Here is a 23,781-nt window from a genome sequence, read left to right on the forward strand (position 1 = left end):
ATCTTCTACACTATGCTATACTACTCAGCATGAATCAACTCCATATTTACCCCACATCACGAGCATTAAGAACAGTCAGTGCTGCACATAAAGAGCAAGATGGTTTTTTACCCGCACTCATGCGTATGGATGAGTTTGAACAGCGTGCTATTCTTCTGGAAGACAGAGTGCAGATAGATCCGCTGCAGCGCATTCTTCTTTTACGTGAAGCAGCGTGTTTCCAAGCCTTTGAAGACTTGAAAGTGAATCTTGAACTGGTACGGTTCTTTACCAAGAGTGATGCCTTGTTCAAATTCTTTGAAGAGTTGGCTGCCGAACAGATAAGCTTTGATATTTTGGCACAGGCAGATGCTTATGCAGAGTTCGAGACACACCTTGGCATACTGGAACAACTTTTTGAGAATTACAGAGGGCTTCTTGATGCACAAGGGTTTACGGATAAAGCATTCATTCCAAGTGCATATAGACTCAATGAGGGTTTTTTACAAAGTTATGAAAGCATAGAGATACACCTTGAAGGGTACTTGAGTCACTTTGAGTTGGAACTTATTGAAAAAATAGCCAAGAGAACACAGCTCATCATACATTACACAACCAGCTCATTTAATGTGAAGATGCAGGAACGTTTTGAAACATTGGGGATAGTTTTACCAAATCATGCACATGTCAGTTTTGATCTAACAGATAAAAAAATACTTACGACCCAGCCCAATGATGCAAAGATAAATGCTAATGTCTTTTCTGTGGAAGAACGACAAGAACAGATAGCTGTTGCCTTCGTCCAGATAGAAAAGATGGTCCGTTCCGGCATATCCCCGGAAGAGATCGTACTAATCTTGCCTGATGAAAGCTTTAAAGAGCACTTTACCCTATTTGATACCCAAAATAACCTGAATTTTGCGATGGGGTATGACTACGCAAATGGCCGTATCTACAAATCGCTTGAAGCACTTTATAAATATTGGCAAAGCTTTGATGCTGAACAGAGACAGATGTTGGAACGTTATGGATTTAACTTTGAAACGGTAGAAACATTATCTCCTGCAAAACGTTGTAAAATAGAGGAGTTTTTTAAGGCTGTAGACGGATTGGGATTATTAGAATGCGCACTGCTTGATGGTGAAAAAAAAGAGAAGATCAATGAACGGGTCTATGAAAAATATCTGCACTTCATGAAGATATTTGCAAAAGAGGAACTGAGTTTAAAAGAGTGGCTCTTCTTGTGGCTTAAAGCACTCTCCAAGATCACTATCGATGATGTACGAGGCGGAATGATCACGGTGATGGGTGTGTTGGAGACCAGAGGCATACATTTTGAAGGTGTGGTCATCGTCGATTTTAATGAAGGCATTGTACCGGCAGCTTCAAGCAAAGACCAGTTTCTTAACTCATCAGTCCGGGCCTTTGCCAATCTTCCTACGAAAAATGACAGAGAAGCGTTGCAAAAGCAGTATTATAAACGCTTACTGGAACAAGCCAAAGAGGTAGCAATACTCTACAGCAGCAGTGACAATAAACTCCCCTCAAAATTCCTTTATGAACTGGGACTTAAAAGTGCGGTACCAACACCGGTCCAAACCACCCTTCTTTATGACCAACCTTCACAGTTTGTAGATGAAAAAGATCCAGAGGTAGAGCATTTTAATGCGCAGGATATCACTTGGTCAGCTTCAAGACTGAAAACCTATTTGGAGTGTAAGAGAAAGTATTATTATCGGTATATACAAAAGATAGAGGCAAAGAAAGAAGAAGAGTTGAATGAAGGTGCATTTTTACATTTGCTCTTGGATCACTTATATAGAGAAAAAGGGTGTTATGACAATCAAGATGAGATGCAAAAAAACATAGATATCCTTTTAGATCGACTACTTCCTTATGATGATGCGCAAACTTCGTATAAAAAACTGCTGTGGAAAGAGAAATTAAAAGGATTTGTTACTTCCCAGGTAGAGCATTTTAAGGCGGATTGGAGCGTGGTGGAAAGAGAAGTGGAAGTGCAGGGCGAAATAGGGGGGCTACGCTTCAAAGGACGCATAGACCGTATAGACCAGAATGCTACAGATACACTTATACTTGACTATAAAAGCGGCTCAACTGCAGAGGCCAACAAAACGAAGAACCTGGAGAAACTCACAGATCTGCAGATGAGTATCTATCACCAAATGCTTGCAGGGAAATACCAGAATATCACTCTGGCATTCGTCAAAATACTCGAAGGTGGTACTATAGAAGAGATCACAGTCCTTGAAGAAAAAAATGCACTTTTGGCACAACACATTATAGCACTCAAACAGACAAACTCTTTTACGGCTGAAAAGTGTGAAGATCTGCAAAAATGCAAATACTGTGAATTTACTTTGATGTGTGGAAGAGGAGAGTATCTATGAGTTTCAAACCTTTTTTAGCCTACTCTGCTTCTGCAGGGTCCGGTAAAACATTTGCACTCTCTGTACGATACATATCATTGCTTTTTATGGGAGAATCTCCTAGTGCTATTTTGGCAGCGACTTTTACCAACAAAGCAGCAGCGGAGATGCGTCAAAGAGTAGTAGATTCTTTACGGGGCTTGGCTGATAAAAGCAATGAAGCGTTCACTGATGCGATCTGTATACAGACTGGACTCTCACGTGAGGCACTTTTACGAAAACAGCCTGAGGTTTTGGCACGGTTCCTGGCCAGTAGTTCCTACATTGTTACGCTTGACAGTTTTTTCTCTTCTATCTTGCGTTCGGCTTCTTTGGAGATAGGACTTGAACCGGACTTTGTTACCAAAGATCAGAGTGAAGATGAATTAGAAAAACATTTCCTGGATGAAGTGCAGGCAGCGGGATTACTCTCCTCTCTAGTAAAACTCTCTATGGACATCGAAGACAAACGTTTTATGAAGATCTTTGATCTGATGCAAAATTTTTATAAGGTGGATCCTTTGTTGCCTCAGCAAGAAGAGAGAGCTCTTTCTTTGGCCAAACAGGAAGAGGCATGTGAAACACTGAGAATCAAGATGATCAAAGCCCTTACAGATGCAGGGGCTGCAGCACGTTGTATGAAACAGTTTGATACAAAGGATATTAAAGCGTTATTTGCCAAGTCACTTTTTGAAAAAGAAACCTTGGGAGAACACTCATGGTTTAAAAAAGTAGCCAATGATGAGATAGAAGGGCTCTATGCTTTTCTCAAAAAAGAGTTAGCCCTTTGGTCGCAAGTTAAAGAGGCCATTGTTTTACATAACATCTTTAAGATATATGACTATTATAAAAATGCGACGATCACCAATGCAAAATCTTCGGGTGTTTTGAGTTTTGATGATTTGACCTATTTTACCTACAGGCTCTTGCATGAGAGTCTCAGTAAAGAGTTTTTATATTTCAAGATAGACTCTAAGTTTAAACATATACTGCTTGATGAATTTCAAGATACTTCTACCTTGCAGTTTTTACTCCTCAAACCGCTTATAGATGAGATATTTTCAGGGCATGGACAGAGTGAATTTAAGAGCTTTTTTTATGTGGGAGATACCAAACAGTCACTTTATCGTTTCCGTGGGGGAGTGGAAGAGCTCTTTGATAAAGTAGCCCAGAACTATGATGTAGATATACTCCCGATGGACACCAATTATAGAAGTTCTAAAAATGTGGTGGAACAAGTTAACCGCTGGTTTGAAGAAACCATGGAGGGTTACACAGCGCAAAAGAGCAAGCCTGGAGCGTCGGAAGGCTATGTGGAAGTGTTAGAGTCTGAAGATATCATAACAGAAGCAGTAACACAAGCTAAAAAACTTTTAGATCTTGGTGTAAATGTAGATGAGATCGCTTTTTTGGTACATACGAATAAAGATGGACAGAGTTTACAAGAAACTTGTGAACATGAAGGGATACATACCCTTTTAAAAACTTCTTCTTCTTTAAAAAATATGCCTAAAATAGCTGCCTTGGTTGCAATGTGTGAGTATCTGTTCTTTGGAGAGAAGATAGATGCTGAGGCGATGCTTCTCAAGGTAGGTAAAAGTTTGGAAGAGATAGATCTTTCCTGGTTCTCTGCTTTTATGTCTCCTTTACAGGTTGTGGATAGACTTGTACGCGAGTTTGGGTATTTTGACGAAGACTTGAATATTTTAAAACTTTTGGAATTTGCTTCTGACTTTTCTGATATACCAACATTTGTAGAAGAGTTTAAGACTTCAAGTATTGCTGTAGCATCCAATTCGTTACACGGTGCAAAGATCATGACGGTACATGGCTCCAAAGGCTTGGAGTTTGAATATGTCATACTGCTCGATAAACTTACACGTAAAAACAGTGATAAGTCGGCACTTATCTATCATTACAATGACAATCTTTATATAGATCAAATCCTCTACAGAACCAAAGGTAGAGAAAATTTTGATGGCGCATATAAACGGATTATGGAGGCGCGCAAGCTATCTGAACTTAAAGATAGAAAGAATGTTCTTTATGTGGCTTTGACCCGTGCAGTTGAAGGGCTTATTGTGCTTAGGAAACCTAAAGACTCTATATTTGATGAGATCAATATGGCACCTATGTCTGTAGGTGAACTTCAAGTGGAATCAATTCATGAGAGTAAAAAGACTTTACCTGAAAGAGTGAAAGAGTTGAGTATCTCAAACTATGGTACACAAGAGGTGCTCTCTGATGATGAGGAAGAAGAGAAAGATTATGAAGCTATCTTGTTTGGTACGGCTTTACATTATACTTTAGAGATGTTGGGTACCTTTGATAAAGAGAGTTTGGATGTTGCAATGCTTTCATTAAAAAATCGTTATGGACAGCAGCTGCCTGATCCAAGTATAGAACAGATAGAAATGCGTATCAAGCATTTGATAGACCATGAAGCATTCCAGCAGATACTAGATGGTGCCAAAGTCAGAAAAGAGCAGTCTCTTAGTTTTGAGGGAGAGTTGAAACAGATAGATCTTTTGCTGGAGTATGAGGATCACTGTTTGGTCATAGATTATAAGAGTTCAAAAAAGTATGCACTGAAACATGAAAAACAGGTAAGATATTATCAAAAGGCCATAGGCAATATCACAGGAAAAAGAACAGAAGGCAGGATCATTTATCTTTTAGAAGATGAAATCAGCATTAAAAGCTTAAATTAATCTTAATTTAAATAAATTTTAAGTTTAAGTGGGTAGAATCCGTTCACAAAAGAGCATTTACTGTGTAGATAGTTCTATTTAAACAAGGAAAATTCATGAAATTGACATCAGTTCTTAAACCTTCTGAAGTACAACGTGACTGGGTTCTGATCGATGCAGAAGGTAAAACTTTTGGTCGTATCTTAACTGAAGTAGCGACACTTCTTAGAGGTAAACACAAGCCATCATTTACACCAAATGTAGATTGTGGTGACTACGTAGTAATCATCAATGCAGAAAAAGCGAAGTTCTCAGGAGCTAAACTTGAAGACAAAGAGTATTTTACTCACAGTGGTTACTTCGGTTCTACTAAAAGTAAAAAACTGGATGATATGTTAGAAAACCATACAGAAAAACTTTTCAGATTGGCTGTAAGAGGTATGCTTCCAAAGACTACTCTTGGTAGAGCAATGCTTAAAAAGCTTAAAGTATATGCAGGTGCTGAACATCCACACACTGCTCAAATCAATAAGGGAGCGTAAGCATGGCAACTATGTACGCAACAGGAAAAAGAAAAGCAGCGATCGCTAAAGTTTGGTTGACTCCAGGTAACGGTGAAATGCTTATCAACGGTAAAACACTTGACCAATGGTTGGGTGGACATGAAACACTTAAGATGAAAGTAAGACTTCCACTTGAAGCAACTAAACAACTTGAGTCTATGGATATCAGAGCTACTACACTTGGTGGTGGTTATGCTGCTCAAGCGGATGCATTGAAGCATGGTATCACTAAAGCACTTGTAGAGTTTGAACCATCTTTCAGAGCGATCCTTAAACCAATGGGACTTCTTACTAGAGATTCAAGAGTAGTTGAAAGAAAGAAACCAGGAAAGAAAAAAGCGAGAAGATCTCCACAATTCTCAAAAAGATAGTCGATCTTTTTCCAAAGCTTCTCTTTGGAAAATCTTTTCCACTTCTTTTTTCCAAGGTTTATCCTTGGCACTTTTTGCAAGAGCTTTTCTCTTGCAAAATCTACAGAGTACACACCCCATACTTTTTATCTATACACTTCAACCCAAGTATAATGATCACGATTATTCATCTTATTTTGTCTCCATACGTCTACATTAGCCTAAAATGACTAAAGTATGCTACTATTTTACCTCTGATATAATTTAGAAGCAGTTCACGATAAGGGAAGATACAAATAGATGCAGATGGTTAGGATAAAGATCTTTTTATTGATGATGATCGTATCATTGCTTCAGGCGGATGTTTGGAATAACCCTCATAACAAGGAAAAGAGTGCCTCCAATACGCTTTTTACCTCTTTTTCACTCTCTCCTAAAAGACTGGATCCGGTTGTCTCCTATAGTTCTAATGAATGGGCATTCATCGGTCAGATCTATGAACCCCCGTTGCAATACAATTACCTTCAAAGACCTTATACGCTTGAACCACTGACACTCATTCAAATGCCAACGATACGTTACCTGAATAAAGAGAGAGAAGAAGTGGGTGAAAATGATAAGCGTGTAGCATTCAGCGAATACCGTCTGGACCTTAGAAAAGATGTCATGTATCAAAACCATCCCGCTTTTGCAAAAGATGAAAAAGGGCAGCTGCTTTACGCAGCATTGAGCCAAGAAGATCTTGAAAAGATAGAGACATTGGATGATTTTCCAAAGAAGGGTACACGTCATTTACTGGCAGAAGATTATGCCTATGCCATAAAGCGTATGGGGGTCAGGCAGAACCACTCCCCTATCTTGGACACGATGCAAACCTATATCGTGGGGTTAAAATCATATTCGAGTGCGATTACAAAGATAGCAAAAAGAAAGAGAGCAAAGGGGGAAGTCCTTGATCTGCGTGCGTATGATATTTCAGGGGTAAAGGTTGTGGATGATTATACGTTGGTCATAGAGATAAAAGGAAAATACCCGCAGTTCCTCTATTGGCTTACGATGAATTTCTTTGCACCTATACCCTGGGAGGCAGATATCTTTTACCAGCAGCAGGGTTTAGTGTCTAAAAATCTGACGCTCAATTGGTATCCTGTAGGGACAGGAGCCTACTATTTGGCAGAGAACAATCCCAATAAACAGATGCGTCTGGTAAAAAACCCAAATTTTCATGATGAGGTGTATCCTGGTTCAGATCATGAGGATGCAGGGAAGAAACTGCCATTTATAGATGAGATCATTTATGCCCTGGAAAAAGAGAGCATTCCTTTATGGAACAAGTTTTTACAGGGATATTATGATGCCTCAGGTATCAGCTCGGAAGCGTTTGACCAAGCGGTGCAGATATCTTCATCGGGCAGTATGGGGTTAAGTGAAGAGATGCAAAAAAAGGGCATTTCATTGATCGGGTCTGTGCAGCCTTCCATTTACTACATGGCATTTAATATGGTAGATCCTATTGTCGGCGGATATACAGAGTCAGCCAGAAAATTAAGACAAGCCATTAGTATTGCTATTAATCAGGAAGAGTATATCTCTATCTTTATGAATGAAAGAGGTATCGCTGCACAAAGTGTCATACCTCCTGGTATTTTTGGATATGAAGAGGGGAAAAAAGGTACCAATAGCGTGGTCTATGACTGGGTTGACGGTAAGAGAGTACGTAAGTCATTGGCGTTTGCTAGACAACTCTTGGCAGAAGCGGGATACCCAAATGGTATTTCAAATAAAACAGGAAAGCCTTTAAAACTTCACTATGATGTCACTGCTACGGGTCCTGATGACAGAGCTTTGATGGATTGGTATCGTAAACAGTTTGATGCCTTGGGTATACAGCTTGTGATACGTGCGACTGACTATAACCGCTTCCAAGATAAAGTACGTAAAGGCAAGACACAACTTTTTTCATGGGGCTGGAATGCTGATTATCCAGATCCGGAAAACTTCCTCTTTTTGCTCTATGGGCCTAATGCCTCTATCGATACCAATGGTGCGGGGATCAACTCCTCAAATTATAAAAATCCGGTGTTTGACAGACTCTTTGAAAAAATGAAAACGATGAAGAGTACGCCTGAGAGAATGGCAATTATACGTCAAATGGTCAAAATATCAAGAGAGGATGCACCCTGGGTGTGGGGTATTCATCCCAAGTCTTTGGCCCTGTCTCATGCCTGGTATCGTAATGTGGTTCCCAATGCCATGGCAAACAATACACTGAAGTATAAACGTATTGATGCCACTTTGCGGGTAGAAAAACAAAAAGAGTGGAATCAGCCTGTAGTGATGCCATTGATCATCATGGCACTGTTTGTGTTGGTGATGGTCTTTTCACTTCGCCGCATCTATAGAAATAGACAAAACAGAGTGATCTTTCAAGAGGAGGGTATATGTTAGCCTATATCATGAGACGAATACTCTATGCGATACCCATACTGATAGGGGTCAACCTGATTACCTTTATGTTGTTCTTTATGGTCAATAGTCCGGATGACATGGCAAGAGTACAGTTAGGTGCCAAACAGGTAACTCCTGAACTCATACAATCATGGAAAGAGGAGAGAGGCTATGACAAACCTCTTTTTGTCAATACCAAAGCCCAAGGTCTTGCACAGGTATCAGAGACTCTTTTTGTACAAGAGTCTCTCAAGCTTTTTACCTTTGATTTTGGCTTTTCAGACAGCAACCGTGACATAGGATCAGATATCAAAGAGCGTATGATACCCAGTCTCTCTATTGCTTTACCGACATTTGTGATCGCACTGGTCACCAACATTAGTCTGGCACTGCTTTTGGTACTTTTTAGAGGGTCTATGTTGGATACAAGTATGATGATCATCGCCGTGATGATCATGTCTATCTCTGGGCTCTTTTATATCATTGCCGGGCAGGTGCTTTTTTCCAAGATTTGGCACTGGGTACCTATATCGGGGTATGAGAGTGGATGGGATGGTGTGAAGTTCATACTCTTACCTGTGATGATAGGTGTCTTTTCGGGGTTAGGATCAGGCGTACGTTGGTACAGGAGTATCTTTTTGGAACAGATCAACCAGGATTATGTGCGTACTGCAAGGGCCAAAGGACTCTCTGAAATTAAAGTATTGTTTGGACATGTGTTGCGTAACGGGATGCTTCCTATTTTGACAGGGGTGGTGGTGATCATCCCTTCACTCTTTATGGGAAGTCTTATTATGGAATCCTTTTTTGGTATTCCCGGACTTGGTTCATACACGATCGATGCGATCAATTCACAAGATTTTGCTATCGTCAAAGCGATGGTCTTTTTAGGTTCGGTCCTTTATATCCTGGGATTGATCTTGACAGACATCTCCTATACACTTTTTGATCCGCGGGTGAAGCTCTCATGAAACTGGTATTACTTTGGACAGATATGCTGGTATGGTCATTGGTAATAGTACTCTTGCTATGGTCATGGGTGATCTCACATTCTCCTCAAATAAAGAAACAATGGCAGATGATCTTTAGATCAAGTATCGCGATGGCCTCTGCAACGGTACTTTTGTTTTATGTACTGTTCACTTTGCTTGACTCGATACATTTGCGTTTTGCACTGCCTCTTGAAGGACAAAAGAGTCAGGAGGTCGTGTATACGTCTGAAATGGTCTCCTTTCTGGATCTGATCTTTGAACATAATATTGAAAATACAGAGCGTACCTACTCTGCACCTTTTGCCACGGTGGAGTATACAAGTTCCATTATGGTAGATGAAAAGGGCATGACCAAACAGGTTCGCCTGCCTTTAAAACATGTTTCTACCAAAGATAACGTTGTAGAGGAATCTCTGTTCGCAGTGGGTGTAGGTTTGATAGTAAGTCTGTCACTTGTGATGCTGCATATCTGGTGGAGAGAGAGATCAAGATTTATGCGTGCATGCAAAGAGACGTGGCAGGGAGAAAGTGATCTGCCGTGGCGTACGGCTTATGTGACATTCATACTCTTGGTTGTGGCATTTACCTGGCTCTATTTGCTCAGCTACTCTTATCATGTATTGGGCACAGATAAAGTGGGTGGTGATGTACTCTATCAAAGTTTCAAGAGCATTCGTACCGGGGTCCTGATAGGGATACTCACCACACTTATCATGTTGCCTGTAGCGGTGATCCTGGGTGTAAGTGCAGGGTTGTTCGGCGGCTGGGTGGATGATGTGATCCAGTATATCTATACCACGCTCTCTTCGATCCCGGGTGTACTGCTTATCGCAGCGGGAGTACTCTCTATGCAAGTAATGATGGATAACCACCCCACATGGTTTGAAACTACCCTTGAACGTTCTGATCTGCGTTTGTTATTTCTTATCTTGATCCTTGGGATCACTTCATGGACAGGTTTATGTCGACTGCTTAGAGCTGAGACGCTTAAAATCTCTCAAATGGAGTTTGTCACTGCAGCCAAAGCATTTGGTGTGAGCAAGTTGACGATTATTCGTCGTCACATTGTGCCGAACCTCATGCATATCATTCTTATCTCTGTAGTGTTAGACTTTTCTGGGCTGGTATTGGCTGAAGCCGTACTCTCCTATGTAGGTGTAGGGGTCGATCCAACGATGCACTCATGGGGAAATATGATCAACCAGGCCCGACTGGAGATGGCAAGAGAACCCATGGTTTGGTGGTCGCTCTTTTCGGCATTTGTATTTATGTTTATTTTGGTTTTGGCTGCCAATCTATTTTCTGACCGTATTCAAACGGTACTGGACCCTAGGAATAAAGTATGAGCAGTATCTTAACCGTTAAAGATCTTTCATTGAGTGTGGGGAGTAACATAGTATTGGACCGTGTCAGTTTTGACATTCAGCATGGGGAGATCTTTGCTTTGGTCGGGGAGTCCGGGTCCGGTAAGTCTTTAACTTCATTGGCTATCATGCGGCTGCTGCCTGAAGTCATAGCTGTGCGTTCAGGAGAGATTCATTTAAAAGATAGAGCATTGTTTAATCTTCCCGAATCACAGATGCAAAAAGTACGAGGCAAATCTATAGCGATGATATTTCAGGAACCTATGTCCGCGTTGAATCCGGTGATGACGGTAGGTTCGCAGATTGCAGAAGTGATCAAGGTGCATTTGGGGCTCAAAAAAGAGCAGATCAAAGAGAAGGTATTCTCACTGTTTAGGGAAGTGGCATTAAAAGATCCTGAAGAACGTTACCACTGGTATCCGCATCAACTCTCCGGTGGACAAAAACAAAGAGTGATGATAGCGATTGCACTGGCCTGTGAACCTGACCTGCTTATAGCAGATGAGCCTACCACGGCGTTAGATGTCACGATACAAGCACAAGTACTTGGGTTACTCAAAAAGATATGTAAGCAGAGGGATCTCTCTATATTGTTCATTACGCATGATATGGCTGTGGTTTCAGAAATGGCTGACAGGGTTGCCGTGATGAAACAAGGAGAGATCGTTGAGCAAGCAGCGTGTGAAGATTTTTTTACGCATCCGCAACATGCCTATTCGCAGTGCTTGCTGGCAGATGCCAAGGCTACCAAAGCATACAACAAAGAAGAAGTATCTGACCCACTCATTGAGGTTGAAGCGTTAAAAGTACATTTTCCCATCAAAAAAGGTTTTTTTCAAAGAACAACAGGGGTTGTCAAGGCGGTAGATGATGTCACATTTTCTATCGCAAAGGGAAAGACACTGGCACTAGTTGGAGAATCAGGAAGCGGTAAAAGTACCATCGGTAAAGCCATACTCTCTTTGCTGGAGGAGACAGAGGGAGAAGTGCGCTTTGAGAACCAAAATCTGGTTGGACTGGATAAAAAAGCTTTAAGTCCTTACAGACGTAAGATACAAGTGGTGTTTCAAGATCCTTTTTCTGCGCTAAATCCTCGAATGACGATAGCCAATATCATTAGAGAAGGTATGATCAGTCTGGATGTGGGACCAAAAAGCAGAAGTGAACAAGATCGGTATATTGAGGCACTGCTTTTAAAAGTGGATCTGGAAGCTGCACACATGCATCGTTATCCGCATGAGTTTTCAGGAGGACAACGTCAACGTATAGGTATCGCAAGAGCATTGGCGGTAGAACCTGAACTGATCATTTGTGATGAACCTACTTCAGCACTTGATGTCTCTGTGCGGACACAGGTCTTAGACTTACTTACCAGACTGCAAAAAGAATCAGGGGTCTCGTATCTGTTTATCACACATGATCTATCTATTATCCCTATGATAGCAGATGAAGTTGCTGTGATGAAAGAGGGTAAAATTGTTGAACAAGGCTTGGTAGAAGATGTGATGGAATACCCTCAGCATCCTTACACACAAAAATTACTTGCTTCAGCACCAAAATTAATGCATAAAGAAAGAGAAAATGATAATACTATTTGATTTAGACGGAACACTGATAGATTCAACAGAAGCCATACTGGAAAGTTTTGCTGTTGCATTTAAGGCACATGGAAAAGAATCACCTGATGATAAATCGATCAAAGCGGAGATAGGACATCCTTTAGATGTGATGTTTGCAACACTGGGTGTTGAGGAGGCTTCTGTAGATGCACATGTACAGGCGTATAAGATGCATTATCAAAAAATTTCATGTGCCAAGACAGTGCTGCTTCCTGAAGCAAGGGAAGCGGTAGAACTTGCAAGTCAGCATGCAGTTCTGGGAGTGGTGACGACCAAGACAGCGAAGTATTCCATAGAACTTTTAGAGCATATGGGGCTGATGACCTATTTTGATGTATTGATAGGTAGGGAGGATGTAGAAAATCCCAAACCTCACCCCGAACCTATTTTCAAAGCATTATCAAAATTACAGGGTGACAAAAATAAGTATTGGATGATAGGCGATACACCGATGGATATTTTGGCGGCTAAAGCAGCAAATATCGATAGTGTGGGTGTGACATGCGGATATGCAGATGAAGCATTGTTATTAAAACATACGGATAATGTATCTAAAACAGCTCTCGAAGCTGTGAAGTTCATTACCCAAGGATAAAGAACATTAAAGAAGTCGTAACTCCAGACTTAGTAAATCTCGCTATAATCAAAAAAAATATTTTGAAGGAAATTCTATGCCATTATTAGACAGTTTTACTGTAGACCATACGAAGATGATCGCACCTGCGGTACGTGTGGCCAAAAAGATGAGTAGTCCAAGTGGCGATGACATCACAGTGTACGATCTGCGTTTTTGTGTACCGAACGCGGAAGCATTGTCAGAAAAAGGTATCCATACCTTGGAGCACTTGTTTGCCGGTTTTATGAGAGAACATTTGAACAGTGAAGATGTGGAGATCATAGATCTTTCTCCTATGGGATGTCGCACAGGCTTTTATATGTCACTTCTTGGGTCGCCAAAAGCCAAAGAGGTAGCCAAAGCGTGGAAGAAGTCGATGAAAGATGTCCTTGGCGTTGAAAGCAAAAAAGACATTCCGGAACTGAATAAGTATCAGTGCGGAACCTATAAGATGCATTCACTAGGTGAAGCAAAGCTTATCGCACACACTGTTTTGGACAGAGGAATAGGCGTCATGAACAACAAAAAACTCAAAATGACAAAAAAACAACTCAAAGAGGCAAATAAATAACCAATAATGTATAATGAATCGTTAAGGGAAGAAAAAAAGTTGGTACTGTGTGAAGATGGTACTAATACACTCTTTTCTATTGAGTTTGACGAACCCTACCACTCTACCAAAGATGGTGCGCTACATGAGTCTTTAGAGAAACATGTTAAACCCGCACTCTCTTTCAGTCAAAAAAAGAGTGAACTGACTATCTTGGACATCTGTTTTGGTCTGGGATATAATACCTTTGCAAGCCTCTATTACATAAAACAACAGGGCTTAAAGACAAAAGTACACATACTCTCTCCAGAGTTTGATGAAGGGCTTGTGCGTTCCCTGGATACCTTTGATTTCCCTCCGGAATTTGAGAGTATCAAACACATTATCAAAGCGGTCAGTTCTGATCTTTACTATGAAGATGAACAGTTCAAGATAGAGATACTTCTAGGGGATGCAAGAACAAGTATTCCAAAGATAAAAGAGAAGGTAGACATCATCTATCAGGATGCTTTCAGCCCCGCACACAATCCACTGCTTTGGACGAAAGAACACTTTGCAGATATCAGGGCACTTTGCAAAGAGGATGCACTGCTTACCACCTACTCAACAGCAGCAGCCATACGTTTGGGATTGTATGAAAATGATTTTTTTATCTTTGTACACAGAGCTGAAATGATGCGTTACTCAACCGTAGCCAGCCTGAAATTACTTGACGGATTAGAATATATAGATATGGAACTGAAAAAAGTACGTAATACACAAGCACGCAGTATGAGAGATGCAGAGTATTTAAAAGATATGGACCGTTAGCCAAATCGTACCACTTTGCGTACTCAAAACACGATGGGGTGTTTTTGAAGGGATGAACAGTGATTCCCCCTTTATAAGTGTTTTCTTTTCACCCTTTAGAAGGAGTGTTGCTTTACCCTCAAGTACGACCAGCCATTCATCTTCTTCCTGTATATATTCTGTTTCCTCTACATGATTTGAACTGATGATACGGTTGATCTTGATATTTTTATGTTCGAGAAGGGTGGTGAAGGTTTCACCGATTTGAGGGGTTAGATAGTCGTAAATATTCACTAGTATGTCATTTGTAAACTGTCAACTTCTTCCCAGCTCATACATTTTTTTGAGCTTCTGTGTGCCAGTATATGGTCGATGTATCGTGCAAAGACATCAGTTTCAATATTCAGTTTAGTGCCCACTTTATAGTTTTTCATCAGGGTCTCTTTAAGTGTGTGTGGGATGATGGTGAGTCTGAAATGATCTGCTCCTACGTCATTGACTGTCAAAGAGATGCCATCGATGGTAATAGAGCCTTTTGGTATGATATGTGCGATGTATTTTTTATCCACAGTGATGATGAAGTCCGTGGCATTCTCTCGAGGCGTGATCTGTGAGACTGTACCGACACAATCGACATGCCCCTGTACGATATGCCCTTCAAAGCGGTCGTTCATCATCATGGCCGGTTCGATGTGTACTTGTCCAGTAATCTTGCTTTCATCAATGATAGAACGTGTCTCATCTGCCAGTTCGAGATCAAAACCGTCATTGTTTACCTTAATAACCGTTAAGCAGACACCATTGATCGCTATGGAGTCACCGAGTTTTGCAGCATGTTTTGACTGAATGGTTAAAATATTGTTTTGATAGCTTTTTACTGTCGCAATTTCTCGTATAAGTCCTGTAAACATGTGACCTCAATTTTTTTGGATATAATTCGATTATTATAGCAAAATATATATTTTTTCTTGTTCACTGCTTTGTCTTGTGAATAAGAGGTAAGGTTTTTTTATGAATTATGATGTCATAGTCATCGGTGGCGGACATGCGGGGATAGAGGCTTCTTTGGCTTCTGCGCGTATGGGAAGCAAAACATTGATGATCACAATATTAGCAGAACAGATAGGGGCATCTTCTTGTAACCCTGCCATAGGCGGACTGGCTAAAGGTCACCTGGTAAGAGAAGTAGATGCCCTTGGTGGTGAGATGGGTCTGTGTACAGATAAAACGGGGATACAGTTCCGTACACTCAATGCCTCTAAAGGTCCGGCAGTCAGAGGAAGCCGTGCGCAGATAGATATGGATGAGTACCGTATCTACATGCGTAATGTAGTCCTCAACACGGATAACCTTGATGTAAAACAGGAGATAGCAGAAGGTCTGATCATAGAAGAGGGTGAGGTCAAAGGGGTAACGACACAACTTGGAAATAGATACATGGCTTCCAAAGTCATCATCACAGCAGGAACATTCCTTAACGGTCTCATCCATATAGGTGAAAAAACACAAACAGCAGGTAGACAGGGTGAATTTGCTTCTATAGAATTGGCTGAGTACTTACGTGGACTAGGGTTGAATATCGGTCGCCTGAAGACAGGGACCTGTGCGCGTATTGATGCGAAGAGTGTTGACACATCGGGTATGGAGATACAGCCGGGAGATACCCCACCGCCGCCTTTTTCTTTTAGAACAGATAAGAAGACGTTTAACCCTACACAGTTGCCTTGTTATGTGACATACACCAATGAAGATACCCATGAGATCATTGAGAGTAACTTCTACAGGGCACCTATGTTTTCGGGGCAGATAGAAGGTGTAGGACCGCGTTACTGTCCAAGTATAGAAGACAAGATCAACCGTTTCAGAGACAGACCGAGACATCAGATATTCGTCGAGCCTCAAACCATTGATGAAACGGAGTATTATATCAACGGTATGAGTACATCATTACCGACTGATGTACAGCTTGAGATGGTACGTTCAGTTGCAGGGATGGAAAATGCGAAAATAGTCCGTTATGGGTATGCCATAGAGTATGATTACATCCAGCCAACGGACCTAAAACATACGCTTGAAACGAAGAAGATAAAAGGGCTCTATACCGCAGGTCAGATAAACGGTACGACCGGGTACGAAGAGGCAGCTGCACAGGGACTCATGGCAGGGATCAATGCTGCACTGAGCATACAAGGCAAAGAACCTTTCATTCTTAGACGAGATGAGGCTTATATCGGCGTACTGATCGATGATCTGGTAACCAAAGGAACCAAAGAACCCTACCGTATGTTCACCAGCCGTGCAGAGTACAGACTGCTTCTGCGTGAGGACAATGCAGATATGAGACTTTCACATTACGGAAAAGAGTTGGGACTTTTGGATGCTGAGTATATCAAGCATTTTGAAGAGAAAAAAGCGAACCTAGAGGAAGCATTGGATTACTTGAGAGTGCATCATGCAACGCCTACCAAAGAGTTTTTGGCTAAGCTAGAATCTATAGGTGCTGTGAAAATAAATGACAAAACACCTTTCCTCGATGTGATAGGGCGTGGAGATTTCAATAGAGAGAAATTGGTTACGCTTCTGCCGGAGTTTGACAAGTATGATGATGAGGTGATAGAGCAGATTCTCATTGAAGCCAAATACAGCCGTTACATAGAGAAACAGCAACAGCAGATATTACAGATGGATGATATGCTGAAGATCAAAATACCCGAAGGTTTTGCCTATAAGCATATTTCAGGATTGAGCAATGAAATCGTTGAAAAACTTGAGATTGCTACACCTCCTACGCTGTTTGCTGCGTCACAGATATCGGGTGTGACACCTGCGGCTTTGGAAATTATACATGTGCATATTAAAATGGCTCAAAAAAACAAAAAAAGATAATAGAAAAAATGATGATAAAAGTATGAAGTTAAAAAAATAAATTATAATAAATATAAATTAGGAATATAATATTCCTAATTTACCTGCAGTAACATCTTATCTATTCAGGGGTAGTTTACATTTTTTTTACACTGCTTCTTTAATCATAAGTACAATACAATATAAATATAGTTTTAATTTATGGAGGATTAAAGATGCAAGAAAAAGAAAAAGGTCGTCGGGACTTTATGGGTATGGCACTTGGTGCATGTGCGGCAGTAGGTGGTGTAGGCGCACTCTACGCGGCAAAACGTACATGGGATCCATTGCCGAGTGTAAAAGCAGCGGGTTTTACTACCATTGATTTGAGTGGTGCTCAAGAAAATGTACTTGTTGTCGAAAAATGGAGAGGGAAACCGATCTTTGTTTTAAAGAAATCGGAAGATATGCAAGCAGATGACAGAGATATAGTGATCGGTACAGCTAGATATCATGTCTCTATCGGTCTTTGTACGCACTTGGGATGTATTCCTGCCTATGAGAAAGAACAGCATAAGTTCAAGTGTGCTTGTCACGGTGGTGAATTTGATGCAAGTGGACACCAAATTTTCGGTCCTCCTCCAAGTCCACTTGAAATTCCTCCATTTAAAATAGATGGAACAAAGCTTGTTCTTGGCGAGACTGGTCCAGAATATCAAAAAATGTTAGATGCCGGCCTAACGGTATAAGGGGGAATTATGGCACATTTTGAAAAAGCGAAGAATCTTAATGAGTGGTTGGATCAGCGTTTAGCCATTAATACACTCAAAAGAGTACTCAATACGGAATATTGGATCCCAAAAGATATTAACTTCCTTTGGGCTATGGGTATGGTCCTGGCGGCGACATTCGGTATACTCGTGCTTTCTGGTATCTTCTTACTTATGTATTATAAACCAGATACGAACCTGGCTTTTGATTCTGTCAATTATACGATCATGAGTGAAGTAGGCTATGGTTGGTTATGGAGACATATTCATGGGGTGGGTGCCTCTATTGTATTCCTTATCATCTACATTCATATGTTCACAGGTATCTACTATGGTTCATACAAAAAAGGTAGAGAGCTTATCTGGCTATCAGGTATGGCACTTTTTGTTGCATTCTCAGCAGAAGCCTTTTCAGGTTATATGCTCCCTTGGGGACAGATGAGTTACTGGGCAGGTATGGTTATTACAAACCTTTTCTCTGGAGGTTCTCTTGAGGCGTATGGTTTGGTTGAATGGATACGTGGTGATTATGTTCCTGGTGATGCATTCTTGACCAGATTCTTTATGCTGCATGTATTTTTGATCCCATTGGTGATCATTGGGCTGATCGTACTGCATTTTGGTACGCTAAGAATACCGCATGTCAACAACCAAGAAGGTGCAGAGATAGACTTTAAAGAAGCTGCAGATCTTTGGAAATCTGGAAAGAAAAAAGAGTCTAAAGTCATTCCTTTCTCTCCAGTATTTTTAAGTAAGGATGTCTTTGTCATGGGTGTATATTTTATACTCTTCTTTTACCTGGTATTCTATAACTTTAACTTTGCGATGGACCCGGTGAACTTTGACCCGGCAGATGGTCTTAAAACACCGGCTCACATTTATCCTGAGTGGTACTTCCTGTGGTCCTATGAGATCTTGCGTCCATTCGGTAAAGATGCTGGTCTGATAGCGTTTGGTATTGCGCAGCTAGCCCTGTTCTTCTTGCCGTTCATCGATAGAAGTCCAAATGTGGCTCCAGCACATAAAAGAGGACTTTTCCAAGTTTGGTTCTGGGTTTTACTTGTAGATATGATAGTACTTACAGCAATGGGTAAATTACCTCCGACAGATCCTACATTTGCATGGATAGGCTTGGTATCAGCATGGACATTTCTAGCACTTGGACCGATCTTGTTCATTATCACTATGTTCGAAAAAAAAATAGAGAAAGGAGCATAACATGAGAGAATTAAAAATATTAGCAGTTGTTGTCTTCTTTTCATTATTGACCTATTATTTGGTAGAACCTTATGCACACCATGAGATGCATAAAAAAGTGGATGCTCAGGGTAATGAGATCAAAATAGAGAGTCATGGGTTTACCTATAATGGAGCAGATGACATCGAAGAAGCAGTACGTGCAGGAGATACTGCAAGGGTTGAAGCAAAAAAAGCATTCTGGGCAGAAGTAGCAGAAGTTGCTAGGCTCAAAGGAGATGCGACTGCAGGTGAAGCAGGATTTGGACTCTGTATGGGGTGTCATAATGGTGCAAACATGAATATGGGTAGTGTGATACCGCCTAACCTTGATCATGCAGGTGCACTTTATGATAAAAACTATCTTATCGCTTTGATCAAAGATCCTGCGATGGCATCCAATGTGGATCATAAATACGCAGATACCATGATGCACCCAATGGGATCGATCAAATCAATGATGAGTGACAAGCAGCAAATTGCTGATGTTGTAGCTTATCTACTTAAGAATAAAGCTGGAGAAGTTACATCTAAAGAAGCGTTTATGGAAGCTTGTGTAAGATGCCATGCTGTACGTTACGGTAAACTGACACAGTTGGGTGAAACACCAGCATTCAAATATGAAAAAGATGCACTGGCGCATAAGATCAAAGTGATAGATGAGCAAGATGCCGTGAAAGCCTATATGGGTAAACTTCCTCCGGATCTTTCTATGATCATCAGAGCAAGAAGCGAGCACTTTATGGAGACATTCATTGAAAATCCACAAAGTCAATTGGCTGGTACATCAATGCCTAGAGTGGGTCTGAACCATGAAGGATATGAGAAGGTAAAAGCCTACCTTACTGAAGTGGGTGATCCAAGTAAAGAAAAAAGAGAAGCGCTTGGACCGATCGTCATTGGTTTCTTTATCTTGTTTTCACTTCTTGCATTGCTATGGAAGAAGTCACAATGGAGAGACTTGCACTAATCTAACGATTTAGGACAGGGAATCTCCTTGTCCTCACTTTCTTGATACACATTATCCCTTTTTTATCTACATTCTGCTACCCTAAGAAAAAATTTTAAAAAATTATACATTGGATTTTATATGCTTATAGATGGACATGGCCGTACAGTGAACTATTTACGTATCTCAGTGACAGAACGCTGTAACTTTAGATGTCAGTATTGTATGCCGGAAAAACCTTTTTCATGGGTACCTAAAGAGAATTTACTTACTTTTGAAGAACTCTTTTTATTTGTCAAAGTTGCTATCGATGAAGGGGTAACGAAAATTCGTCTCACAGGTGGGGAACCGCTACTGAGAGAAGATCTTGATGTCTTTATTAAAATGATATCTGATTATAAGCCGGATATAGATCTAGCACTGACAACCAATGCTTATCTTCTTCCCGAAGCAGCACAAAGACTTAAGGATGCAGGGCTTAAAAGACTGAATATTTCACTCGATTCACTGCACGCGGATGTAGCAGCGAAGATAGCAGGGAAAGACGTACTTCCTCAAGTACTTAAAGGCATAGATAAAGCTTTAGAAGTCGGTCTTAAAGTGAAAATCAATATGGTTCCTCTTAAAGGTATTAATGATGGTGAGATATTAGATATTTTGGATTATTGTAAAGCACGTAATATCAAAGTACGTTTCATAGAGTACATGGAAAACAGACATGCAGATCAAGCACTCAAAGGTATGCACGGAAGAGAGATACTTGCGAAAGTAAAAGAGGAACATACGATTCATGCTTTAGGACGGGAAGGTGCCAGTCCATCATTTAACTATGCACTTGAAGATGGGACAGAGTTTGGATTGATAGACCCGCATAAACATGATTTTTGTGAGAGCTGTAATCGTATACGTTTGACTGCTGAGGGTAATCTCATCCCATGTCTTTATTTCGATGAAGCGATGAGTATTGCAGAGTCAGTGAAAAAGGGTGATATCCAAGGTGCGGCAAATGTTTTGGCTCAAGTACTCAAAGACAAACCAAAAGAGAACCGTTGGAGTGAAGATAACCCTAATGAAGAGAAAGAAATTTCTTCACGTGCTTTTTATGAAACTGGTGGCTGATGTTTTACCTTACTGAACAGTTTTTTTCGATCCAGGGTGAAGGTAAATACGCGGGGGTACCTTCGTATTTTTTACGTACAGGCGGCTGTAATTTGAGCTGTCCTGGTTTTGGTGCAAGTTATGAAGTCGACGGTGAAGTACGCTACGGGTGTGATACCTATTTTGCGGTAGACAGTGCCTATGCCAAATCCTGGATAAAAGTTGATGACAGCAAAACACTGATCGACAGACTTAAAAAAGAATTCAGCGCGATAGGCTATAAACCACATATGGTCATTACGGGGGGTGAACCCTTAATGTATCATAGTGATACTGTATTTTATGCAGTCATTGAGTGGTTGGTTTCAGAAGGGATTGAGATCACTTTTGAAACCAATGGTACAATCGAGATAGACTTTGAAAAGTATCCTGCATACAAATTCTGTATCTTTGCACTCTCTTTAAAATTGGCCAATTCAGGTGAACCTGAAGCGAAGCGTATCGTTCCTCAGGCACTTCGATCTATACGTGATCATGCAAAAGAGTCTTTTTTAAAATTTACCATTGATGCGGATCTGGTACAAACTTCAGCGCTCGATGAGATAGAAGCTATAAGAGAATTCTTGCCGGATCTCCCCGTCTACTGTATGCCTGTGGGTGAAAGCAGAGATACCATTTGGAAAAATGACAAAGCTGTTTTTGAATTCTGCATGAAATATAATTTTAAGTATAGTGACAGACTGCATATACGCGTTTTTGATACTACCCAAGGTGTATAACCTAAATTTTAGTTAGCTTGGTTAAAATCAGATGAATATACTCCTAGTTGAGGAAGACACATGTTAATCAGAAAACTTTTTAAATTTGAAAATGCGCATATTGTACGTGACTGTAGCACACAGCGCTGCAGTGAAAATATCCATGGACACTCTTATAAAATTGAAGTACTCTTAGAGTCAAACTATCTTGATGATGGACAAATGGTGTATGATTTTGGACTGACCAAACGGTACATTAAAGAGCTGATAGACTCCTTTGATCATGCGATCACGCTTTGGTCCAAAGATGATAAAAATTATGTAGAAGCGATGAAAACCTACAGTAATAGATGGGTGGAACTGCCTGTTTCTCCTTCGGCAGAACAGTTTTCCCGTGTGATCTATCTTATGGTAGAACGTGTTTTGGCGTGCACAGATATGCAAAATGGCGAGAGAGAAGTAAAGCTTCACAGTATTATTGTACATGAGACTGACACCGGATATGCACAAGGGTTTAAAGAAGATGCCCATAGTGAGATTATGGGGACCATAAAGCTTGAAGATATTGTATTCTCCCCTCAAGTACAAAGTGAATGGAGTGACAGTGCACTTTGGGATAAATTGCTGAATCGTATTCATATTAAAAATCCTAAAAAGGTTTAGGTTCCTTTTTTTAGTTATAATAGATGCATGAACACAAGAAGGATAGAGTATGAAGAAAATAATATTTCTCTCTTTTGTCACAGCGAGTGTAGTGTTTACCGCTTATGCAGAAGAAGCAAAAACAGTAGAAAAAGTTCCAGCTAAAAAAATTGCATCTGAAAAATCTTCAGCACCATTAGTATCACCAAAAAAACCAAAACCAGCAGAATGTGTGGCGCCAGCAAAACCTGCAACACCTGCAGAACCAGTAAAGCCAGCGGATGCCGCGAAACCTGCAGCTCCTGCCGAAGCCGCAAAGTCTGTAGAAGCAGCAGATCCAGCAACACCGGTAAAACCTGCCCAATCAGCAAAAGCAGCAACACCAGCAGAACCAGCAACACCAGCACCGGGAACCTGCCCACAAGAAGCCGAAAAACCGGCAGCCAAGTAAATAGAAAGGATCGATCATGAAGAATAGTACATTACTTTCTCTTGTAACAGCAACTGTGTTGTTTACAGCCTGTGGAGAAGAGACACAAAAAGCAGTAGCAGAAGTGAATACAACCAAAGTTGCAGAAGCAGTTAAAAAAGATACCGTACATGCTGTAGAGACGGCGAAGATCAAAATAACCGAAATGGCAGAAGAAGCAAAAGTTAAAGCGAAAAAAATGGCGGATCAAGCAGCAGAAAAAGCAGCAGAAGCCAAAGTAGCTGCGGCAGAAAAAGCAGCTGAAGCAGCGGAAGTAGTGAAAGAAAAAGCAGAGGAAGTAGCAGAGTCTGCAACATCAGAAACGCCTGCAGCACCAGAAGCAACAGAAGCGCCAGCTGCTGTTCCTGCTACACCACCTGCATCACCTGCAGCGTATGCCAAATGTAAAGGGTGTCATGGTGCAAATGGTAAGACAAAAGCACTTGGAAAATCAGCAGTAATTGCCGGTCAGGATAAAGAAGCACTGATTACTTCTTTGAACGAGTATAAAGCAGGTACAAAAAATGTAGCTGGAATGGGTTCGCTTATGACGGCTCAAGTGGCAACAATGTCTGACGAAGAGATCGAAGCAGTGGCTGAGTATCTTTCACAGATCTAAAAAATGTAGA

General features: G+C 40.8%; 22 protein-coding genes. 20 read left to right on the plus strand and 2 right to left on the minus strand.

What is annotated here, in order from left to right; all coding sequences use genetic code 11:
- The first annotated feature begins 29 nt into the window (after window positions 1-29).
- The 11 genes from LDM93_RS09665 (at window position 30) to LDM93_RS09715 (ending at window position 14,407) form a co-directional block, all read left to right on the plus strand.
- Window positions 30-2,387 (plus strand): PD-(D/E)XK nuclease family protein, encoded by a 2,358-nt coding sequence (locus LDM93_RS09665; protein WP_223892201.1) that lies wholly within the window; start codon window positions 30-32, stop codon window positions 2,385-2,387.
- Entirely contained in the window at window positions 2,384-5,116 is a 2,733-nt protein-coding gene (locus tag LDM93_RS09670; protein WP_223892202.1) for a RecB-like helicase, read from the plus strand. The genes LDM93_RS09665 and LDM93_RS09670 overlap by 4 nt, the downstream gene beginning before the upstream one ends.
- Before the next feature lie 95 nt (window positions 5,117-5,211).
- Entirely contained in the window at window positions 5,212-5,637 is a 426-nt protein-coding gene (gene rplM, locus LDM93_RS09675; RefSeq protein ID WP_223892203.1) for a 50S ribosomal protein L13, read from the plus strand.
- Window positions 5,638-5,639: 2 nt separating this feature from the next.
- Window positions 5,640-6,029 carry a 30S ribosomal protein S9 gene (gene rpsI / locus LDM93_RS09680; protein ID WP_223892204.1) on the plus strand — a complete coding sequence of 130 codons (390 nt, stop codon included), beginning with the start codon at window positions 5,640-5,642 and terminating at the stop codon, window positions 6,027-6,029.
- 285 nt (window positions 6,030-6,314) lie between these two features.
- Window positions 6,315-8,456, plus strand: a complete 2,142-nt coding sequence (locus tag LDM93_RS09685; protein ID WP_223892205.1) for an ABC transporter substrate-binding protein — start codon at window positions 6,315-6,317, stop codon at window positions 8,454-8,456.
- Window positions 8,450-9,427, plus strand: coding sequence for an ABC transporter permease (locus tag LDM93_RS09690; protein WP_223892206.1), 978 nt, complete (start codon window positions 8,450-8,452; stop codon window positions 9,425-9,427). The genes LDM93_RS09685 and LDM93_RS09690 overlap by 7 nt, the downstream gene beginning before the upstream one ends.
- A complete protein-coding gene (locus LDM93_RS09695) occupies window positions 9,424-10,794 on the plus strand; it encodes an ABC transporter permease (protein ID WP_223892207.1) in 1,371 nt (456 codons plus the stop codon). Before LDM93_RS09690 ends, LDM93_RS09695 begins: the two co-directional genes overlap by 4 nt.
- A complete protein-coding gene (locus LDM93_RS09700; RefSeq protein WP_223892208.1) occupies window positions 10,791-12,410 on the plus strand; it encodes an ABC transporter ATP-binding protein in 1,620 nt (539 codons plus the stop codon). The genes LDM93_RS09695 and LDM93_RS09700 overlap by 4 nt, the downstream gene beginning before the upstream one ends.
- Window positions 12,394-13,026, plus strand: coding sequence for an HAD family hydrolase (locus LDM93_RS09705; RefSeq protein WP_223892209.1), 633 nt, complete (start codon window positions 12,394-12,396; stop codon window positions 13,024-13,026). The genes LDM93_RS09700 and LDM93_RS09705 overlap by 17 nt, the downstream gene beginning before the upstream one ends.
- A 76-nt stretch (window positions 13,027-13,102) precedes the next feature.
- Window positions 13,103-13,618 (plus strand): S-ribosylhomocysteine lyase, encoded by a 516-nt coding sequence (gene luxS, locus LDM93_RS09710; protein WP_223892210.1) that lies wholly within the window; start codon window positions 13,103-13,105, stop codon window positions 13,616-13,618.
- Between the two features lie 6 nt (window positions 13,619-13,624).
- Complete coding sequence (locus tag LDM93_RS09715; protein WP_223892211.1) at window positions 13,625-14,407, plus strand: tRNA (5-methylaminomethyl-2-thiouridine)(34)-methyltransferase MnmD; 783 nt, start codon at window positions 13,625-13,627, stop codon at window positions 14,405-14,407.
- Here LDM93_RS09715 and LDM93_RS09720 read toward each other — a convergent pair.
- Together LDM93_RS09720 and ribE are read right to left on the minus strand one after the other, a co-directional pair.
- Entirely contained in the window at window positions 14,387-14,680 is a 294-nt protein-coding gene (locus tag LDM93_RS09720; protein WP_223892212.1) for a cupin domain-containing protein, read from the minus strand. The genes LDM93_RS09715 and LDM93_RS09720 overlap by 21 nt on opposite strands.
- Window positions 14,680-15,297, minus strand: a complete 618-nt coding sequence (gene ribE / locus LDM93_RS09725; protein ID WP_223892213.1) for a riboflavin synthase — start codon at window positions 15,295-15,297, stop codon at window positions 14,680-14,682. Before ribE ends, LDM93_RS09720 begins: the two co-directional genes overlap by 1 nt.
- A 100-nt stretch (window positions 15,298-15,397) precedes the next feature.
- On the opposite strand from ribE, the gene mnmG reads away from it, so the two are divergent.
- From mnmG to LDM93_RS09770, 9 genes are all read left to right on the plus strand, one after another.
- Complete coding sequence (mnmG, locus tag LDM93_RS09730; protein ID WP_223892214.1) at window positions 15,398-17,272, plus strand: tRNA uridine-5-carboxymethylaminomethyl(34) synthesis enzyme MnmG; 1,875 nt, start codon at window positions 15,398-15,400, stop codon at window positions 17,270-17,272.
- Window positions 17,273-17,466: 194 nt separating this feature from the next.
- The gene (gene petA, locus LDM93_RS09735; protein WP_223892215.1) at window positions 17,467-17,979 is read left to right on the plus strand and encodes a ubiquinol-cytochrome c reductase iron-sulfur subunit; all 513 of its coding nucleotides are present in this window, start codon (window positions 17,467-17,469) and stop codon (window positions 17,977-17,979) included.
- 9 nt (window positions 17,980-17,988) lie between these two features.
- Window positions 17,989-19,218 (plus strand): cytochrome bc complex cytochrome b subunit, encoded by a 1,230-nt coding sequence (locus LDM93_RS09740; RefSeq protein ID WP_223892216.1) that lies wholly within the window; start codon window positions 17,989-17,991, stop codon window positions 19,216-19,218.
- A gap of 1 nt (window position 19,219) precedes the next feature.
- Window positions 19,220-20,206, plus strand: a complete 987-nt coding sequence (locus tag LDM93_RS09745) for a c-type cytochrome (protein ID WP_223892217.1) — start codon at window positions 19,220-19,222, stop codon at window positions 20,204-20,206.
- A 120-nt stretch (window positions 20,207-20,326) separates the two neighbouring features.
- A complete protein-coding gene (gene moaA, locus LDM93_RS09750) occupies window positions 20,327-21,304 on the plus strand; it encodes a GTP 3',8-cyclase MoaA (RefSeq protein WP_223892218.1) in 978 nt (325 codons plus the stop codon).
- Window positions 21,304-22,062 (plus strand): 7-carboxy-7-deazaguanine synthase QueE, encoded by a 759-nt coding sequence (locus LDM93_RS09755; protein WP_223892219.1) that lies wholly within the window; start codon window positions 21,304-21,306, stop codon window positions 22,060-22,062. The genes moaA and LDM93_RS09755 overlap by 1 nt, the downstream gene beginning before the upstream one ends.
- A 60-nt stretch (window positions 22,063-22,122) precedes the next feature.
- On the plus strand, window positions 22,123-22,704 hold the full coding sequence (locus LDM93_RS09760; RefSeq protein ID WP_223892220.1) for a 6-carboxytetrahydropterin synthase: 582 nt from the start codon (window positions 22,123-22,125) through the stop codon (window positions 22,702-22,704).
- Window positions 22,705-22,753: 49 nt separating this feature from the next.
- The gene (locus LDM93_RS09765; RefSeq protein ID WP_223892221.1) at window positions 22,754-23,134 is read left to right on the plus strand and encodes a hypothetical protein; all 381 of its coding nucleotides are present in this window, start codon (window positions 22,754-22,756) and stop codon (window positions 23,132-23,134) included.
- Window positions 23,135-23,150: 16 nt separating this feature from the next.
- The gene (locus LDM93_RS09770; RefSeq protein ID WP_223892222.1) at window positions 23,151-23,771 is read left to right on the plus strand and encodes a c-type cytochrome; all 621 of its coding nucleotides are present in this window, start codon (window positions 23,151-23,153) and stop codon (window positions 23,769-23,771) included.
- Window positions 23,772-23,781 lie beyond the last annotated feature (10 nt).

The sequence above is a fragment of the Sulfurovum sp. TSL6 genome (genome assembly GCF_019972115.1).
Taxonomy (GTDB): Bacteria; Campylobacterota; Campylobacteria; order Campylobacterales; family Sulfurovaceae; genus Sulfurovum.

Excerpts from the sequence above, each read along its gene's own strand:
- LDM93_RS09665 (WP_223892201.1), top strand. The coding sequence starts at position 30 with ATGAATCAACTCCATATTTACCCCACATCACGAGCATTAAGAACAGTC.
- LDM93_RS09670 (WP_223892202.1), top strand. The coding sequence starts at position 2,384 with ATGAGTTTCAAACCTTTTTTAGCCTACTCTGCTTCTGCAGGGTCCGGT.
- rplM (WP_223892203.1), top strand. The coding sequence starts at position 5,212 with ATGAAATTGACATCAGTTCTTAAACCTTCTGAAGTACAACGTGACTGG.
- rpsI (WP_223892204.1), top strand. The coding sequence starts at position 5,640 with ATGGCAACTATGTACGCAACAGGAAAAAGAAAAGCAGCGATCGCTAAA.
- LDM93_RS09685 (WP_223892205.1), top strand. The coding sequence starts at position 6,315 with ATGGTTAGGATAAAGATCTTTTTATTGATGATGATCGTATCATTGCTT.
- LDM93_RS09690 (WP_223892206.1), top strand. The coding sequence starts at position 8,450 with ATGTTAGCCTATATCATGAGACGAATACTCTATGCGATACCCATACTG.
- LDM93_RS09695 (WP_223892207.1), top strand. The coding sequence starts at position 9,424 with ATGAAACTGGTATTACTTTGGACAGATATGCTGGTATGGTCATTGGTA.
- LDM93_RS09700 (WP_223892208.1), top strand. The coding sequence starts at position 10,791 with ATGAGCAGTATCTTAACCGTTAAAGATCTTTCATTGAGTGTGGGGAGT.
- LDM93_RS09705 (WP_223892209.1), top strand. The coding sequence starts at position 12,394 with ATGATAATACTATTTGATTTAGACGGAACACTGATAGATTCAACAGAA.
- luxS (WP_223892210.1), top strand. The coding sequence starts at position 13,103 with ATGCCATTATTAGACAGTTTTACTGTAGACCATACGAAGATGATCGCA.
- LDM93_RS09715 (WP_223892211.1), top strand. The coding sequence starts at position 13,625 with ATGTATAATGAATCGTTAAGGGAAGAAAAAAAGTTGGTACTGTGTGAA.
- ribE (WP_223892213.1), bottom strand. The coding sequence starts at position 15,297 with ATGTTTACAGGACTTATACGAGAAATTGCGACAGTAAAAAGCTATCAA.
- mnmG (WP_223892214.1), top strand. The coding sequence starts at position 15,398 with ATGAATTATGATGTCATAGTCATCGGTGGCGGACATGCGGGGATAGAG.
- petA (WP_223892215.1), top strand. The coding sequence starts at position 17,467 with ATGCAAGAAAAAGAAAAAGGTCGTCGGGACTTTATGGGTATGGCACTT.
- LDM93_RS09740 (WP_223892216.1), top strand. The coding sequence starts at position 17,989 with ATGGCACATTTTGAAAAAGCGAAGAATCTTAATGAGTGGTTGGATCAG.
- LDM93_RS09745 (WP_223892217.1), top strand. The coding sequence starts at position 19,220 with ATGAGAGAATTAAAAATATTAGCAGTTGTTGTCTTCTTTTCATTATTG.
- moaA (WP_223892218.1), top strand. The coding sequence starts at position 20,327 with ATGCTTATAGATGGACATGGCCGTACAGTGAACTATTTACGTATCTCA.
- LDM93_RS09755 (WP_223892219.1), top strand. The coding sequence starts at position 21,304 with ATGTTTTACCTTACTGAACAGTTTTTTTCGATCCAGGGTGAAGGTAAA.
- LDM93_RS09760 (WP_223892220.1), top strand. The coding sequence starts at position 22,123 with ATGTTAATCAGAAAACTTTTTAAATTTGAAAATGCGCATATTGTACGT.
- LDM93_RS09765 (WP_223892221.1), top strand. The coding sequence starts at position 22,754 with ATGAAGAAAATAATATTTCTCTCTTTTGTCACAGCGAGTGTAGTGTTT.
- LDM93_RS09770 (WP_223892222.1), top strand. The coding sequence starts at position 23,151 with ATGAAGAATAGTACATTACTTTCTCTTGTAACAGCAACTGTGTTGTTT.